This is a genomic window from Lysobacter rhizosphaerae (assembly GCF_054779795.1).
In genome coordinates this window covers 20,159-37,005 of record NZ_BAAGXO010000003.1, presented here as the reverse complement: position 1 = coordinate 37,005, position 16,847 = coordinate 20,159, and the positions used below count along the sequence as shown (strand labels likewise).

The window sequence follows — 16,847 nt, the reverse complement described above, 5'->3', positions numbered from 1 at the left end:
AGCCCGAAGGCGACCCGGATTGCCGGGCCGCCTTCGTTGTTTCAACTACCTCAACGAAGCGCGATTACTCGCCCTTGTTGCCCAGCTGTTCGCGCAGCAGCGCGCCCAGCTTGGTGGTACCACTGGAAGCATCGGCGGCCGCACGGTTGTAATCGGCCAGGGCTTCGGCCTGCTCGGCCTGGTCCTTCGCCTTGATCGACAGCTGCATGCTGCGACCCTTGCGATCGGTGCCCACGATCTTCGCTTCGACTTCATCGCCGACCTTCAGCACCTTGCTGGCATCGTCCACGCGGTCGTGGGAGATGTCGCGCGCGGCGATGTAGCCTTCGATGCCGCCATCGAGTTCGATGGTGGCGCCCTTGGCGTCGACTTCCTTCACGATGCCCTTGACGATCGAGCCCTTGGCGTTGGTCGCCACGAACGTACCCATCGGGTCCTGTTCCAGCTGCTTCACGCCGAGCGAGATGCGCTCGCGTTCCGGATCGACGGCCAGCACAACGGCTTCCAGCGTGTCGCCCTTCTTGAAGTTGCGCACGATGTCTTCGCCGGTGGTGTTCCAGCTGATGTCGGACAGGTGGACCAGGCCATCGATGCCGCCATCCAGGCCGATGAAGATGCCGAAGTCGGTGATCGACTTGATCTGGCCCGACACCTTGTCGCCCTTCTTGTGCAGCACGGAGAAGGTTTCCCACGGATTCGAGGTGACCTGCTTCATGCCCAGCGAGATGCGGCGGCGCTCTTCATCCACGTCGAGGACCATGACCTGCACTTCGTCGCCGACCTGGACGATCTTGCCCGGGTTGACGTTCTTGTTGGTCCAATCCATTTCGGAGACGTGCACCAGGCCTTCGACGCCCGGCTCGATCTCGACGAACGCGCCGTAATCGGTGACGTTGGAGACCTTGCCGAACACGCGGGTGTTGGCCGGGTAGCGGCGCGCGATGTTGTCCCACGGATCCTCGCCCAGCTGCTTGAGGCCCAGCGAAACACGGTTGCGCTCGCGGTCGTACTTGAGCACGCGGACGTCGAGCTCGGCGCCGACTTCCACGACTTCGGACGGATGGCGCACGCGCTTCCACGCCATGTCGGTGATGTGCAGCAGGCCGTCGATGCCGCCGAGGTCGACGAACGCGCCGTAGTCGGTGAGGTTCTTGACCACACCCTTCAGCACGGCGCCCTCGACCAGCTTCTCAAGCAGCTGCTCGCGCTCTTCCGAATGTTCGCTCTCGACCACCGCGCGGCGGGAGACGACGATGTTGTTGCGCTTGCGGTCCAGCTTGATGAGCTTGAACTCGAGTTCCTTGCCTTCCAGGTAGGACGAGTCGCGCACCGGGCGCACGTCGACCAGCGAACCGGGCAGGAAGCCACGGACGTCCTTGATGTCGACGGTGAAGCCGCCCTTGACCTTGCCGCTGATGCGGCCGGTGATGGTGGCGTTGGCCTGCAGGGCCTCTTCGAGTTCGTCCCACACCATCGAACGCTTGGCCTTCTCGCGCGACAGCACGGTTTCGCCAAAACCATTCTCGATGGAGTCGAGGGCAACCTTTACTTCGTCGCCTTCAGCGACGTCGATTTCGCCGGCGTCGTTACGGAACTGTTCGATCGGCACGATGCCTTCGGACTTGAGGCCGGCGTTGATCACCACGACATCGCCACGAACCTCGATGACGGTGCCGATGACGATGGAGCCCGGCTTCAGCTTGGCCAGATTGGTCTGGCTCTGTTCAAACAGTTCGGCAAATGATTCGGTCATTGAAAAATACTCGGTTGAACACACGGGTCGCAGACGGGGGACGGGGACTTCACAGTCCACCAGGATCCGGCGACCCACCCGTTGTGCGGCGCGAAGGATTCGCACCTGTGGATGGACCCGCCGCGGGATTGCGACGGGCATTCTTGTCTGCCGCGCGAGGCGCTCAGTGCCGTGGCAACAAGCCCAGCACCTGCTCGACGACCGCTTCGATTCCCAGCCCCGTGGTGTCGATGCGGACGGCGTCATCGGCCGGCCGCAGCGGCGCTACGGCACGCTGGGCGTCACGGGCATCACGGGCGAGGATCTCCCGCAGCAGACCGCTCAATGTAACCGAAACCCCTTTTTCCATCAACTGCTTATAGCGTCTTTCTGCCCTTTCCTCGGCACTGGCGGTCAGGAAGACCTTGTGGGCGGCATCGGGGAAGATGACCGTCCCCATGTCCCGGCCGTCGGCCACCAGGCCGGGCGCCTGGCGGAAGGCACGCTGGGCATCCTTGAGTGCAGCCCGGACCTCGGGGATTGCGGCGATGGCCGAAGCAGCGGCGCCGGCGGTTTCGGTGCGCAACTCATCGGTGGCGTCCTGGCCATTGACCAGCACCCGCAACTCGGTGCCGGTTTCGCGGAATTCGATCCGGGTATCGAAGGTGCAGCGAACCAGGGCGGAATGGTCGTCCAGGTCGATCGCGGCCCAGCCCGCCGCGACGCCGACGGCCCGGTACAGCGCTCCGGAATCGAGGTAGTGCCAGCCCAGGCGCTGGGCGACGAGGCGGCTGATGGTGCCCTTGCCGGAACCGGAGGGACCATCGATGGTGAGGACGGGAATGGGTTCGTTCATCCAGCCATTATGCTGGCAGCGCCCTGAAAGACGGTGCTCCCGGTGCCCCTGACGCGGGGCGGGCACGCAACCACTTGATCCTCCGGCGATTTGTCCGCTAGAATTGCGGGCTTCGTTTCGCACCACTCCGTTTTTCCACCCTTACGTATTCGTCCGAGGTCTGTCATGAAGGTCCTGTCCTCCCTGAAGTCGGCGAAGGCCCGTCACCGCGACTGCAAGGTCGTTCGCCGCCGTGGCAAGGTCTTCGTGATCTGCAAGTCGAACCCGCGTTTCAAGGCGCGTCAGCGCTGATCCGACGCTTCGCCTGCCCGACAGTCGTCGGGTAGCGATTCGACAGAAAGGCCGCCGCAAGGCGGCCTTTCGCGTTTCAACGTGCGGCTCCACGGAAGCACGGCATCCAGAACCGTGACGGCGTCTTGCTGCCGACCCGCGCAGGCTTATGCGTACAATCGCCCGTCCACTGGGGAGTGCCACGCCATGAAAGCTCGTATTGCTGCCGTCCCGATGTTCGCCCTGCTGGCCATTGCCGGCGCCGCCTCGGCCCAGACCGAGACCGAAGCGCCGCAAGTCGATACCAGCACCAGTGTCGATACCACCAGCGCCGAAACCGCCACCAGCACCGACACCACCAGCAGCACGCTGCTGATCGAGCGCGTGCAGGAGGAAAACAAGGCCGCTATGCCGGTCCGCGGCCAGACCATGGCCGAGGTCGAGGCAAAGTACGGCGCTCCCACTGAAAAGCTCGATCCGCGCGGCGGCCAGAAGCGCGCGTGGCCGACGATCAATCGCTGGATGTACCCCAGCTTCACGGTGTACTTCGAGAAGAGCCGCGTGATCGACGTCGTCGCCAACAAGGCCGACGCAGAGGAAATCGGCCCGAAGCCGCCGATCAAGTAAACGGGCCCTCGGCCCGATGATTTAACATTCCCCACCCGCGCGCCGGCCTCGTCCGGCGCCCGGGACGGCATTGTTTCCCTGCGGGCCGTCATGGCCCGCTTTGCGTTTGCAGGCACCCATGAACCCAGCTTCCACAGCGCGCTTCCCCGCGGAATGGGAACCCCAGTCCGCCATCCTGATCGCCTGGCCCCATGCCGATACCGACTGGGCCGAACGCCTGGGTGATGTCGAGGAAACCTACATCGCGCTGGTTGCGGCCATCACCCGCTTCCAGCCAGTGCTTATCTGCGTCGCGGACGACGACCTGCAGACGTACGCGGAAGCCCGCCTGCGCTCGGCGCGGATCGACCTGTCGCGCGTGCGCTTCGTGCCGGCCGAGTACGACGACACCTGGCTGCGCGATTCCGGGCCGATCTCGTTGAAAGACGGCAACGGCTTCCAGCTCCTCGATTTCCGTTTCACCGGCTGGGGCGGGAAGTTCGAAGCCAGCCGCGACGACCAGTTGGTCGAGCACCTCGACCAGACTGGAATATTTCTCAACAGTTCACGGCAACCTATTGATTTTGCTTTGGAAGGCGGTGCCATCGAAACCGACGGTGACGGCACGCTGCTGAGCACGTGGCGGTGCCTGCAGGAGCGCCATCCGGCGGCCAGCCGCGACGACATCACCCGCAAGCTGGCGGGCTGGCTGCAACAGGACCGGGTCCTGTGGCTGGATCACGGCTACCTCGAGGGCGACGACACCGACGCCCACATCGACACTCTCGCCCGCTTCGCCGCCCCGGACGCCATCGTGTTCCAGGCCTGCGACGACCCGGCCGATTCGCACTACGCCGAGCTCAACGCGATGGCCAGGGAAATCGCGGCGCTGCGTACCCGCGACGGCAAGCCCTACCGCCCGTTTCCGTTGCCCTGGGCCAAACCGATCATCGATCAGGATCGACGCCTGGCTGCCAGCTATGCCAACTTCCTCATCATCAACGGCGCAGTACTGATGCCCGCCTATGGCGATGAAGCCGATGCCCGCGCGCAGGCGGTGCTGGCCGAAGCCTTCCCGGACCGCGAGATCGTCCCGGTGCCGTGCCGTCCACTGATCTGGCAGAACGGCAGCCTGCATTGCATCACCATGCAGTTGCCGAGCGGACTGCTGGGCTGACGCCCAGCAATCCCGCTCCATTTCCTCCAATCCCATTCGTGCCTTCGGCACGAATCGCCCCTTACCAAGGGGCTTACCTACAATATGTCCGCGCCCTCCTGGACTTGCAGACCGATGAAAAAGACCACCCTGCCCGTTGCCCTGATCCAGGAACGCAACCATGGCGATGCGGATGCCAACCTGTCGGTGATCGAGGCCCGCGTCGCCGAGGCGGCCAAGCGCGGTGCGCGCCTGGTCCTGCTACAGGAACTGCACAACGGCCCGTACTTCTGCCAGCACGAGTCGGTGAGCGAATTCGACCTGGCCGAAACCATTCCCGGCGCCAGCACCGAACGTCTGGGTAAGCTGGCCAAGCAGCATGGCGTGGTGCTGGTCAGTTCGCTGTTCGAGAAGCGCGCCACCGGCCTGTACCACAACACCGCCGTGGTCTTCGAGAAAGACGGCTCGACCGCCGGCAAGTACCGCAAGATGCATATCCCGGACGATCCGGGTTTTTACGAGAAGTTCTATTTCACGCCAGGCGACATCGGCTTCGAGCCGATAGATACCTCGGTGGGTCGACTTGGCGTCATGGTGTGCTGGGATCAGTGGTATCCCGAGGGCGCGCGCATGATGGCGCTGGCTGGCGCGGAGTTGCTGCTGTACCCGACCGCGATCGGTTGGGATCCCGAAGACGAGCAGGCCGAGAAGGATCGCCAGCGCAACGCCTGGATCCTCAGCCATCGGGGCCATGCCGTCGCCAATGGCCTGCCGGTGCTGTCGTGCAACCGCATCGGGCATGAAGCCTCGCCGTTGGGGACGTCGGGGATCCAGTTCTGGGGATCCAGCCATGTGCTGGGACCGCAGGGCGAATTCCTCGCCGAAGCCAACCAGAACGAGCCGGAAATCCTCATGTGCGAAGTCGACATGGAGCGCAGCGAGCACGTCCGCCGCATCTGGCCCTTCCTGCGCGACCGCCGTATCGACGCGTACGGCGACCTGCTCAAGCGGTACCGGGACTAGACCCCGCCAGCGGTGCCTTTCCCTTGTCCGACGAACGGCACACATAAAACGATCGGTCGTGCTATTTTCCCGGCATGACCAGCCTGACCGCCACCAGCAAGGGCGCCGCCACCCGCGACACGATCATCGAGCGGGCCTACGAGATCGCCCGTTTTTCCGGTGTGGAAGGGTTGTCGATCGGGCCCCTGGCGCAGGCGGTCGGGATGTCGAAGAGCGGCGTTTTCGCCCATTTCGGCTCTCGCGAGGACCTTCAGCTTGCCGTGATCGAATCGGCGGCCACCCGCTTCGCCGGGGCGGTCCTGCTTCCGGCCCTGTCGCAGCCGCGCGGTTTGCCGCGCCTGCGCGCGGTGATGCACCACTGGTTCGAATGGGTGCGCGGCAATTCCGGCGGATGCGTACTGCTGGGCTCGGTAACCGAGTACGACGACCGTCCGGGCGTGCTGCGCGACCACGTGCTGCTCAACGAACAGCGCTGGCGTACCGAACTGCGCCGTGCCATCCAGCTCGCCATCGACTGCGGTCACCTGCGCGATGGCGACACCGACCAGTACGCGTTCGAGCTCTATGCCATCCCCCTCGCCGTCCACCACGAATCCGGGCTGTTCGGCTACGAACAGGCCCGCCGTCATGGCGATACCGCCGTCGAGCGCTGGATCGCCAATCACTCCCCCACTGCCTGATCGCTGATGAGGTGCCCCATGCCCACTTCCATGTCCAAAATTAGCACGACCGTTCGCACTGCCATTCCGCTTTACGCGTTGCGGTTCGAGTTTCTCCTGGGTGGCCCGATTGCCCCCGAGGCCATGGCCCGCAGGGCCGGCGAACTGTTCACGCGCCCGTTCCGCTCCGCACGCGAGCGGGCATTGGCTGCACCGACCCTCGGCGCGGCCGAACTCGAACTCAACGTCGATGGCACGCCGATCCATGCCTATGTGTGGGGCGATCCCAGCCGGCAGCCCTATGTCCTGTTCGCCCATGGCTGGTCGAGCTACGGCACGCGGGTCGCCTCCTGGCTGAAACCGCTTCGGGACGCCGGCTACGCCGTGGTCGCCTTCGACCAGGCCGCGCATGGCCGCAGCGGCGGCACGCACACCACCCTGCCCGATTTCACCTCCCATCTGCTCGCAGTGGGCCACCACTTTGGCCCAGCGGCCGCCGTCATAGGGCATTCGCTGGGCGGCGCGGCGGCCGCGCTTGCACTGGCACGCGGGCTTGAGGCGCAACGCGCCGTGCTGATCGCACCGGCAGCCGATCCGCTTGCGGCCGTGGAACGCTTCTCCCGTTTCGTCTGGCTCGCGGGCCACGTCGGGCGACGCATGTTTGCGGGTTTCGAGCAGGCCATGGGGTTCGACGCAGGCGAGCTGCAGGCGCACAACAACGCACCGAAAATCGCGCGTCCGGCGCTGATCGTGCACGACGTGGAGGACCGCGAAGTCCCGTGGTCGGAAGGCGAGCGCTACGCGCGGTTTTGGCGCGATTCACGCCTGTTGAGCACGCGCGGCCTGGGCCACAACCGCGTCGCCGACGACGCCGGCGTCATCGCCGCCACGCTGCGGTTCCTGCGGGGAGAAGCGGTTGGCGACCGCGTCGTTTCCAGCCCCAACCTGCCCTACGGGTTTGCCTGAACCGTTCGGCACGGAATGCCGGCGCGGCACCGGGCACAGCTGCGCCGGAACGACTATGCTGCGCGACCACCGGGAGAATCCCGGCGTTCCGCAGCAAGCCGACCCATCGATGACCGCTGAAACCCTCTCAACGCCCGAAAACTTCCTCGCCACGCAGCCGCATGCCATCGTCGAACGCGACGGCGTGCGCTACACCCTCCTCGGCACCGCGCATGTCTCACGCGCCAGTGTCGACGCGGTCAAGGAAGCCGTGGGCAGCGGGCGCTTCGATGCCGTCGCGGTCGAACTCGATCCGCCGCGCCTGCAGGCGCTGACCGATCCCGAAGCGCTGGCCAAGCTCGACCTCATCCAGGTGATCCGCACCGGGCGCGTGGCGATGTTCGCCGCCAACCTGGCGTTGTCCGCCTACCAGCGCCGCCTCGCCGAGCAGCTCGGCATCGAGCCCGGCGCCGAACTCAAGCAGGCGGTGCTGGAAGCACGCGAGCGCAACCTGCCGGTGCACCTGATCGACCGCGAAGTCGGCCTTACCTTCAAGCGCGCCGCGGCGAAGCTGGGGTTCTGGGGACGCATGAAGCTGGGCAGCGGCCTGGTGACCGGCCTGTTCGCCAACGAAGAGGTCGGCGCGGAGGAAATCGAGAAGCTCAAGCAAGGCGACATGCTCGAGGCGAGCTTCAGTGAATTCGCCAGCAGCAGTCCCGAGCTGTACGAAGGCGTGATCGCCGAGCGCGACCGCTACATGGCCGCGCGCCTGCGCGAAACGCATGGAGACGCGCGTGAAGTCCTTGCCGTCGTCGGTGCCGGCCACCTGCAAGGCCTGGCAAAGCACCTGCGCGAGGAAACACGCGATCCGGCAGCCATCCGCGAGGAACTGGAAGTCGTGCACCGCAAGAGCAAGGTGCCGTGGTTCACGCTGGTGTTGTCCGCGATCCTGCTGGCCGGTCTGGTCTGGGGCTTCAGCCACGGCGGCCTGAAGGTAGGCACCGACGTGCTGTTGCAGTGGATCGCGATTACCGCGAGCCTCACCGCCGTAGGCTGTGCGCTTGCCGGCGGCCACCCGTTGAGCATCCTCGCCGGCGCCGCTGCGGCCCCGTTCAAGCCGTTCCGGCCCGCGATGCCATCTGGCGCCTTCAGCGCCCTGGTCGAAGCTCGCCTGCGCAAGCCCACTTACGCCGACTTCCTCGCGTTGCGCGAGGATGCTCAGACGCTGCGCGGCTGGTACCGCAATCGCGTCTCGCGCGTGTTGCTCAACTTCATGCTGACCTGCTTCGGCACGATCGCGGGCGAGTGGATCGGCCTTGCGCGCATCCTGGGCAAATTCGTTGGATGAAGCCAAGGCGGCGGAACGATCCGCCGTTGCTTCGCACTCAACGCAAGACCGGCCCGTGCAGTCCCGCGGGTAAGGCGCCGCGCGCTTCGCGAAGAAGTTGCCTGCGGCCTCCCGGCTCCCCGGACATCAATGACGCACCCGCTTCATCGACGGGATGCGCGGTGTGCAATACGAAACCCGGCTGCGTCGCAGCCGGGTTTAACCGCCTGATGCGAACGGGGCGGAACCGCGCCAGCGGAACCGCCCCGTGATGCACGCCTAGTCGACCTTGATCGCGGCGACCGAGGCGCCCGGCATCGAAACATCCGACTTGCCGCGGGCACGCTGGATGACGCGGGTCGTACCGGCGCGCAGGTCGTCGAGGATCGCGTAGATGGTCGGCAGGAACAGCAGGCTCACGATGGTCGAGAACGCCAGGCCGCCGGCGATGGCACGCGCCATCGGGAAGTAGGCCGGGCCATTGCCGCCCATCTGCGTGCCGCCGATCGCGATCGGCACCATCGCAAGGATTGCGGTGCCCATCGTCATCAGGATCGGGCGCAGGCGCTCCTTGCTGCCCTCCACCAACGCCTCCGTGCGCGACATGCCACGCCGCCGCAGGTTGTTGATGTGCTCGATCATCACGATGCCGTTGTTCACCACCACGCCCATGAGCACCAGGATGCCGATGAAGGCCATGATGTTGAATTCGGTATTGGTGATCCAGAACAACCAGAACACGCCGAACACCGAGAACAGCACGCCGCTCATGATCGCCGATGGGAACAGCAGCGACTCGAACACCGCCGCCATCACGATGTAGATCAGGACCAGGGCGATGGCGAGGTTGAACAGCATCTGGCCCATCGCCTCGTCGTCGTCACCGAAACCGCCGCCCTCGAAGGTGTAGCTGTAGCCCGCCGGGAACGATATCGACTTCAGCGTGTCCTCGATGGCCTTGCGCGCTTCGGGCATGGTCACCTTGTCCGGCAAGCCTGCCGTGATGGTCAGGGTGGTCTGGCGGTTAGCGCGCTTGATAGAAGTTGCGGCCGGCGTGACCTTGACATCCACCATGGCCAGCAACGGCACGTTGCGGCCGTCCGGCGCGCGCACGGTGAACGAGGCGATGTCCTCGACGCCGTAATTGTCCGCACCGGCAAAGCGCACCCACACCGGCACCTCGTTCTCGCCACGGCGGAACTCGCGCAGCGGCGCGCCACGCAGGGCCAGGCCGACGAACTGCGACACCTGCTGCGCGCTGAAGCCGAAGGCCGCCGCACGCTCGCGGTCGACGCGCACGTTCAGTTCGCTGTTGGTATCGCCGATGTCGACGCGGACATCACGCAGCTCCTTGCGCTTGGACAGGATGGGCACCAGGTCGCGGCCGAGTTCCGACAGTGTCTCGGTCGAGTCGCCGACCAGGTACACCTGCGCCTTCTGGCCCGGTCCGCCGCCACCCGGACCACCCTGGTCGCCCGCGCCGATGGTGGCACGCGCCGACTTGGGCAGTTCCTTGCTGATGGCGTCCACCAGCGGCTTGATCGAACCGGCGTCGTCGGCGAACGTGACGCGCGTTCCCGCAAAGCCCTGCTCGCTGTACCAGGAATAGATCTGCTCGATGTGGAAGCGCTTGCGGTTGGCGTCGAAGAAGTTCTCGACCCGCAGCACTTCGTCCGACATCTGCTCCTTGGTGTAGCTGCCGTTCCACTGGTAGTAGAACTCGGTTTCCTTGCCTTCCTCGCCGCCGAACATGTTGACCTTGGTCAGCTTCATCGGCACGAAACTCACGGCGATGATCAGCAGGATGCCCAGGATGCTCTTGCCGCGATGTTCCAGCGTCCAGCGCAGCAGTCCGGCGTACTTGCGCTGCATGCGCGGGATCAGGCCGCCCTCGCCCTTCACCGCCGGCGGCGTCTTCAGCCGCGCGGAGATCATCGGGATGAGGCTCACCGCCACCAGCCACGAGGACAACAGCGACACCGAGATGGTGATCGCGATCTGTGCCATGTAGATGCTGAGGAAGTTGCGCTCGCCGAAGAGGTTGGGCACGAACACGATGCAGTGGCACAAGGTGCCCGCCGACAGCGCGATGGCGACGTGGCGCGTGCCCAGGATCGAAGCCAGGCGCGGCTGGCCGGGCATGCGCTCGCGTTCCTGGTAAATGCTCTCCACCACGACCACGGCGTTGTCGACCAGCATGCCGACCGCCAGCAGCAGGCCCATCATCGACAGGATGTTCAGCGTGACGCCGGCGAAGTACATGAAGCCCAGCGTCATCACGAAGCAGATCGGGATCGCCAGGGTCACCATCAGCGTCGACGGCCAGTGGCGCAGGAAGAAGAACAGCACCGCGATCGACAGGATCAGGCCGATGCCGCCCGCTTCGGCGAGCTCCAGCAGCGACGTGGTGACGTTGTCGCCCTGGTCTTCGATGATCTTGACCTGGATGCCGGCCATCACCGGTTCCTTGCGGATCCGGTTCACTTCGGCCAGCGCGTTCTTCGACACATCGACCAGGTTGGCGTTGCGCTCCTTGAAGATGTCCAGGCCGACGGCGGGGTGTCCGTCCAGGCGCCGGCCCATGTCCATGCGCGCCGGCTTCAACCGCACCTGTGCGATGTCGCCCAGGCGCACGCCGTTGGCGACCACCACGTCGCGCAGCTGCTGCAGGTCGGTCAGTTCACCGACCGGCTGCACCCGCAACCGGCGCCCACCGTCTTCGATCTCGCCCGCGGAGACCGAGAAGTTCAACGCCTGCAGGCTCTTGGTGAGGTCGTTGAGGCCGATGTTGTGCGCGGTCAGGCGATCCGGCTCGATCGCGATCTCGACCTCGTTGGCCGGCGCACCGGAAATCTCCACCCGCGCCACGCCCGCGATGCGCTCCAGCGGCCGCTTGAACTCGCGCTCGATCAGATCGTAGGCACCGACGAGGTTCTGCGACTCGCTGGCCAGGCGTACGCGCAGCACGGGCTGGTCGGTAGTGGAGAACTTCAGCACGAAATAGCGCTGCAGGTCGTCCGGCAGGTCGTCGCGGATCGCATCGATGCGCTCGCGCGCCTCGGAGGCGGCGATGGCGACATCGCGTTCCCAGTCGGTGAACTGCATGAACACGGTGGCGCCGTCGGCCTTGGCTTCCGACTCGATGCGCTTGATGCCGCTCATGGTCGACATCGCTTCCTCGACCGGACGCAGCACGTTGCGCTCGACTTCCTCCGGCGTGGAGCCGGCATAGGGAATCTGCACGAAGATGAAAGGCGGCGAGACCTCGGGGAAGGCCTCGAGCGGCAGGCGCACCGCCGCTATGAGGCCCACCACGAACAGCGATATGAAGAACATGATCGCCGTAACGGGCCGCTTGATGCTGAGCTCGGCGATACTCATGCGGATGCGCTCCCCTGCGCCAGGCGGACGATGGTTCGATCGGCAATGGCGAAGGAAATCATCCTGCGGCCTCCGGATCGGCATCGATGGCGGCGGTCACTTCGGCCTTCTCGCGCCGCGCGCGCAGGCCGCGTTCGCGGTAGTACTCGTCGGCGCGGCGATCCAGCAGGTCGTACACCACCGGGATTACCACGAGTGTCAACATCGTCGAGACCAGCAGGCCGCCGATCACCGTGATCGCCATCGGCGAGCGCACTTCCGCGCCCTCGCCAAAGGCCAGCGCGAGTGGCAGGAAGCCGAACAGCGTGCAGGTCGTGGTCATCACGATCGGACGCAGGCGCGAACGCGCGCCCTCGACCAGCGCCTCGCGCTTGGCCACGCCTTCCTCGCGCAGCTGGTTGACCTTGTCGATCAGGATGATCGCGTTCTTCACCACCAGGCCCACCAGCAGGATCAGCCCGATGAACACCACCACCGACACCGGCGAGCGGGTCAGCAGCAGGGCCAGCACCGCGCCGACCAGGGCCAGGGGGATGGTGAACAGGATGACGAACGGATGCAGCAGCGATTCGAACTGCGATGCCATCACCAGGTAGACGAGGAAGATCGCCAGCCCGAACGCGAACATCAGCGACTTGACCGACTGGTCCAGCTCTTCGCCCTGGCCGCCGATGTGCATGCGCACGTCGGCACCCAGCGGCTGCTTCTCGACCATGTCCTGCACTTCCTGGACGGCGCCGCCCAGGTCGATGTCGCGCAGGTTGGAGGAGACGATCGCCACGCGTTCCTGGTCGGCGCGATGGATCTCGCTCGGACCGGTGGTGGCGATGACGTCGGCGACGGAATCGAGCGTCACCTGGCGTGCACTGCCCGGATTGACGATCAGGTGGCGGATGCTCTCGACCGATTCACGATCCGCTTCGCGGGCACGCACGAGCACGTCGATCTTGCGATCGCGGAAGCTGTAGCGCGTGGCGACGTCGCCGCGCACCTTCTTCACCACCACGTCGGCGATCTGGCGCGTGGTCAGGCCCAGCGAGGCCGCGCGGTCCTGGTCGAAACGGATCTGGATTTCAGGGAAGCCCTGCTCCACCGTCGACTTCACGTCGGCATAGTGCGGATTCTTGCGCAGCATCGCTGCCATCTGCTGGCCCGCGCGCTCGATCGTCGCGAGATCTGCACCGCGCAACTCGATTTCGAGCGGCGTCGAGAAGCTGAAGAGCTCGGGACGGGCGAAGTTGACCTGCGCGCTGGGATGGTCGGCCATGGTTGCGCGAAGGCGTTCGGTTTCGGCGGCCTCGATTTCCTTGCTGCCACCGTTGGCCATCACCACGGTCAGCTTGCCGATGTTCTCGCCGCTCTCGGTGGGATTGGCATCCAGTCGCGTGCCGCTACCACTCACGCCGTACAGCACCGAGATGCCATCGTCCTTGGCGTGCTGGCGCTGCAGTTCGCGCACCAGTGCATCGGTGTCGCGTAACGGCGTGCCGGGCGGCAGCTTGACGGTCATTTCGAAGCGGTCCTGCGCCAGCTGCGGAATCAGGTCGGCGCCGAGCATCGGCACCACCAGCAGCGTGAGCGCGAACACGATGGCGGCCGAACCCAGCACCAGCCAGGGACGACGCAGCGCCGCCGGCAGCAGCTTGAGATAACCGCTTTCGGCGCGATGGTACGGCGCCATCGACAGGTCGCTGGCCTTGCGCATGATCGGACCGACGACGGCACTGAGGCCGCGCCAGGCCCGCACGACGAGCCATGCGATACCGAAGAAGCCACCACGCGAGGCCGCCCCGATGCCGTGCTCCACTGCCGCTACCGGCTTGAGCACGCGCGACGCCGGCGTCCACTTCGGATGCGGCGCTTCTTCCGGGAAGGACATCGGCGCACGCCCCTTGAGCGCGCTCAGCATCGGGATCAGCGTCATCGCCACGACCAGCGAGATCGCGATGGCGAGTGCCACGGTCAATGCCTGGTCGCGGAACAACTGGCCTGCGATGCCTTCGACGAATACCAGCGGCAGGAACACCGCGATCGTGGTCAGGGTGGAGGCGACCACGGCCATGCTGACTTCGCGGGTGCCCGCGATGGCGGCATCGAGGATGCCCAGTCCGCGTTCGCGCGCCTTGGCGATGGATTCCAGCACCACGATCGAGTCGTCGACGACCAGGCCCGTGGCCAGCGCGAGGCCGCCCAGCGACATCACGTTGAGGCTCAGGTCGAGCTGTCCCATGAAGAAGAACGTCGCGATGATCGAAACCGGCAGCGACAGGCCGATGACGAAGGTGCTCCAGCCATCGCGCAGGAACAGGAAGATGATCAGGATCGCGAGGAAGCCGCCGATCACGGCATCCCACTTGACGTCGCTGATGGCGTGGCGGATGAACTGCGACTGGTCGTCGATGGTGGTCAGTTCGACGTCGGCCGGAATCTGGTCCTTGATTTCCTTCAGCTTGGCCTCGATGGCATCGGCCGTGGCGACGGTATTCGCATCACCTTCCTTGTAGATGGCGAGTTCGACCGTTTCCTTGCCACCAAGGCGGATGATCGCTTCGCGTTCCTTGTAGCCCTGGCGGATGTCGGCGATGTCCTTGAGCCGGACCGGCATGCCACCGGCCACGGAAGAGGAACTCGACGAGTTCGCGCTCTGCACCGACTGCGCGGCCGCCATGGCCGCCGCATTGCCCGTAGCTGCGGCAACGCGCGCCATCTCGGCGGCCGCATTCGCCGCGGCACCGGCGCCGGCGGCCTGCGTCGTCACCAGCATCTCGCGGATTTCGTCGATGGTGGCGAACTGGTTGACGGTGCGCACGAGGTAACGCTGCGTACCTTCTTCCAGGCGGCCGCCGGAGATGTTGATGTTTTCCTGCTGCAACCGCTGGATCACGGTGTCGATGGGCAGGTTGAGCTGGGCGAGCTTCTGCTGGTCGATGTCGACCTGGATTTCGTCTTCCAGGCCACCACCGATCTTGACGGCGGCGACGCCATCGACGGGCTCGAGCTTCTTCTTCAGGTCTTCGTCTGCATACCGGCGCAGCGAGGTCAGCGCCCGGATCGAGTCGCCATCGGCTTTGGAGGTCAGCGCGAGGCGGAGTACCGGCTCGGTCGACGGATTGAAGCGCAACAGCACCGGCTTCTTGGCTTCCAGCGGCAGCTGCACGACTTCCATCTTGTCGCGCACTTCCAGGCTGGCCTGGTCCATGTCGGTGCCCCAGGCGAACTCGAGTACCACGTCGCTCTGGCCGGTGCGCGATACCGACTTGAGCTTGCGCAGGCCTTTCACCACGCCGACGGCTTCCTCCACCGGCTCGCTGATCAGGGTTTCGATTTCAGTCGGCGCGGCGCCGGTGTACTCGGTGCGCACCGTCAGCGTGGGATAGCTGAGGTCAGGCAGCAGGTTGACCTTGAGGCCGAACAGCGCAATCACGCCGAACAGCACGAAGGTGAGCGTCACCATCGCCACGGTGACGCGGCGACGGGTGGCGAACTCGATCAGGCCGGATGAGGCTTGGGAGGTGTGGCTCACGTGAAGCCTCCGGCTCAGCGCTGCGCTGTAGCAGTGGCGGGCGCGGCGGTCTGGCTCTTCGCACCCGGCTGGCCGATCACCTGCACTTCGGTGCCGTCACGCAGCGCGCTCTTGCCTGCGATCACGACCTGGTCGCCCTGCTTGATGCCGCTGCGCACTTCGGCCCATTCGCCGTCCATGTAGCCGAGCTTGACCGGGACGCGTGCGCTCTTCTTGTTGCGCACCACGAACACGGCCGGATCGCTTTCGTCCTCGAGCAGCGCGGCGCGCGGGACCACGAGGGCATCGGCGCGCTGGTCGTAGTCGATCTTGATGCGGCCGAACATGCCCGGACGCAGCTGGTTGCCGTCAGCGAAGGTGCACACGACGCGGAAGGTGCCGCTGCCCGAATCCACCACCGGCGCCACGCGGTCGACGGTGCCGGTGAAGCCCTTGCCCGGCAGTGCGTCGACCGCGAGCTGCACCGGCAGCCCGGCCTTCAGCGTGGCCAGTTCGCGCTCGGGCACGTTGAGCACGGCCTCCAGGCGCGACACATCGACGATGCGCATGATCGGCGTGTTGATCTGCACGAAGTTGCCGGACTTGATCGAACGCGAAGCGATCACGCCGGAGATCGGCGCGGTGACGTTGGCGTAGGCGAGTTCGAGGTTCGCGGCCTTGTTGGCGGCGCTGGCGTTCTCGAGGTCGTAGCGCAGCAGGTCGATGTCGTTGGCGCTCATCAGCTTCTGGTCGCCCAGCTGCTTGGAACGGGCGTAGTTGGCTTCGAGCTTGCGCAGCTGGGCGGCGCTCTGGGCGGCGATCAGGGCGGTGCGGGCCGAATCCAGGCGGACCAGGGTCTGGCCGGCGTGGACGTACTGGCCTTCTTCGACCAGCACCTGCAGGGCGACGCCGGAGACCTTGGCGATGACCTGGGCCTCGGCGCGGGCTTCCAGGGGCGCGGTGCCGGTGTAGCTGGCCGCCACGGCGCGGCGCGAGGCCTGCGCGACTTCGACCGGGACCGCTTCCGGGCCCTTCTTCTTCGGATCCTTGCCATCGGCGGCCGCTTCTCCAGCACCTCCCTTGCAGGCGGACAGGGCCAGAATCCCGGTCACGAGAAGGCTGGCAAACACGGTGGGTACGCGGCTGAGTGGGGTCTGGCGCATGGAATCGGTCCCTGGGGGCAAGCGGTTAATTGCGGGTTTCCGGCTGTTTTGCTGGCTGTATGCCGGTGTTGTACATAGGTATATCACCTACCTTAACGCCAGCCATCCGCCGAAGGTCATGGTGACTGCCGCCACGGCTTTCGCGCGGCCGCTGGTCGGCCGTAACTCGGCCTCCACTTCGTCGTGGCGGCTGCTACATGGATGCAGGATGGTGCACGCGGGTTGCA

The 16,847-nt window shown here is 65.7% G+C and carries 12 protein-coding genes; 7 read left to right on the top strand and 5 right to left on the bottom strand.

Annotated features, from left to right (window positions below; all coding sequences use genetic code 11):
- Positions 1-64: 64 nt before the first annotated feature.
- Entirely contained in the window at positions 65-1,753 is a 1,689-nt protein-coding gene (rpsA, locus tag ACYVGE_RS05225; RefSeq protein ID WP_460727748.1) for a 30S ribosomal protein S1, read from the bottom strand.
- Between the two features lie 163 nt (positions 1,754-1,916).
- The gene (gene cmk / locus ACYVGE_RS05220; RefSeq protein WP_460728406.1) at positions 1,917-2,588 is read right to left on the bottom strand and encodes a (d)CMP kinase; all 672 of its coding nucleotides are present in this window, start codon (positions 2,586-2,588) and stop codon (positions 1,917-1,919) included.
- 165 nt (positions 2,589-2,753) lie between these two features.
- Between cmk and ykgO the strand changes: the two genes are divergently transcribed.
- From ykgO to ACYVGE_RS05185, 7 genes are all read left to right on the top strand, one after another.
- Entirely contained in the window at positions 2,754-2,879 is a 126-nt protein-coding gene (ykgO, locus tag ACYVGE_RS05215; protein WP_010342887.1) for a type B 50S ribosomal protein L36, read from the top strand.
- 186 nt (positions 2,880-3,065) lie between these two features.
- Positions 3,066-3,485 (top strand): hypothetical protein, encoded by a 420-nt coding sequence (locus ACYVGE_RS05210; RefSeq protein WP_460727746.1) that lies wholly within the window; start codon positions 3,066-3,068, stop codon positions 3,483-3,485.
- A gap of 118 nt (positions 3,486-3,603) precedes the next feature.
- The gene (locus ACYVGE_RS05205) at positions 3,604-4,641 is read left to right on the top strand and encodes an agmatine deiminase family protein (RefSeq protein ID WP_460727744.1); all 1,038 of its coding nucleotides are present in this window, start codon (positions 3,604-3,606) and stop codon (positions 4,639-4,641) included.
- Positions 4,642-4,755: 114 nt separating this feature from the next.
- Entirely contained in the window at positions 4,756-5,643 is an 888-nt protein-coding gene (locus ACYVGE_RS05200; RefSeq protein ID WP_460727742.1) for a carbon-nitrogen hydrolase, read from the top strand.
- Between the two features lie 74 nt (positions 5,644-5,717).
- Complete coding sequence (locus ACYVGE_RS05195) at positions 5,718-6,323, top strand: TetR/AcrR family transcriptional regulator (RefSeq protein WP_460727740.1); 606 nt, start codon at positions 5,718-5,720, stop codon at positions 6,321-6,323.
- Positions 6,324-6,446: 123 nt separating this feature from the next.
- Complete coding sequence (locus tag ACYVGE_RS05190; RefSeq protein WP_460727738.1) at positions 6,447-7,268, top strand: alpha/beta hydrolase; 822 nt, start codon at positions 6,447-6,449, stop codon at positions 7,266-7,268.
- A gap of 109 nt (positions 7,269-7,377) precedes the next feature.
- Positions 7,378-8,595 carry a TraB/GumN family protein gene (locus ACYVGE_RS05185; protein WP_460727736.1) on the top strand — a complete coding sequence of 406 codons (1,218 nt, stop codon included), beginning with the start codon at positions 7,378-7,380 and terminating at the stop codon, positions 8,593-8,595.
- Between the two features lie 258 nt (positions 8,596-8,853).
- Here the strand turns inward: ACYVGE_RS05185 and ACYVGE_RS05180 are convergent, their stop codons facing one another.
- From ACYVGE_RS05180 to ACYVGE_RS05170, 3 genes are read right to left on the bottom strand one after another with little or no spacing between them, the layout of a single operon-like run.
- Positions 8,854-11,955 (bottom strand): efflux RND transporter permease subunit, encoded by a 3,102-nt coding sequence (locus tag ACYVGE_RS05180; RefSeq protein ID WP_460727734.1) that lies wholly within the window; start codon positions 11,953-11,955, stop codon positions 8,854-8,856.
- Between the two features lie 58 nt (positions 11,956-12,013).
- On the bottom strand, positions 12,014-15,496 hold the full coding sequence (locus ACYVGE_RS05175) for an efflux RND transporter permease subunit (RefSeq protein WP_460728404.1): 3,483 nt from the start codon (positions 15,494-15,496) through the stop codon (positions 12,014-12,016).
- The gene (locus tag ACYVGE_RS05170) at positions 15,493-16,620 is read right to left on the bottom strand and encodes an efflux RND transporter periplasmic adaptor subunit (protein ID WP_460727732.1); all 1,128 of its coding nucleotides are present in this window, start codon (positions 16,618-16,620) and stop codon (positions 15,493-15,495) included. The genes ACYVGE_RS05175 and ACYVGE_RS05170 overlap by 4 nt, the downstream gene beginning before the upstream one ends.
- Between the last annotated feature and the right edge of the window lie 227 nt (positions 16,621-16,847).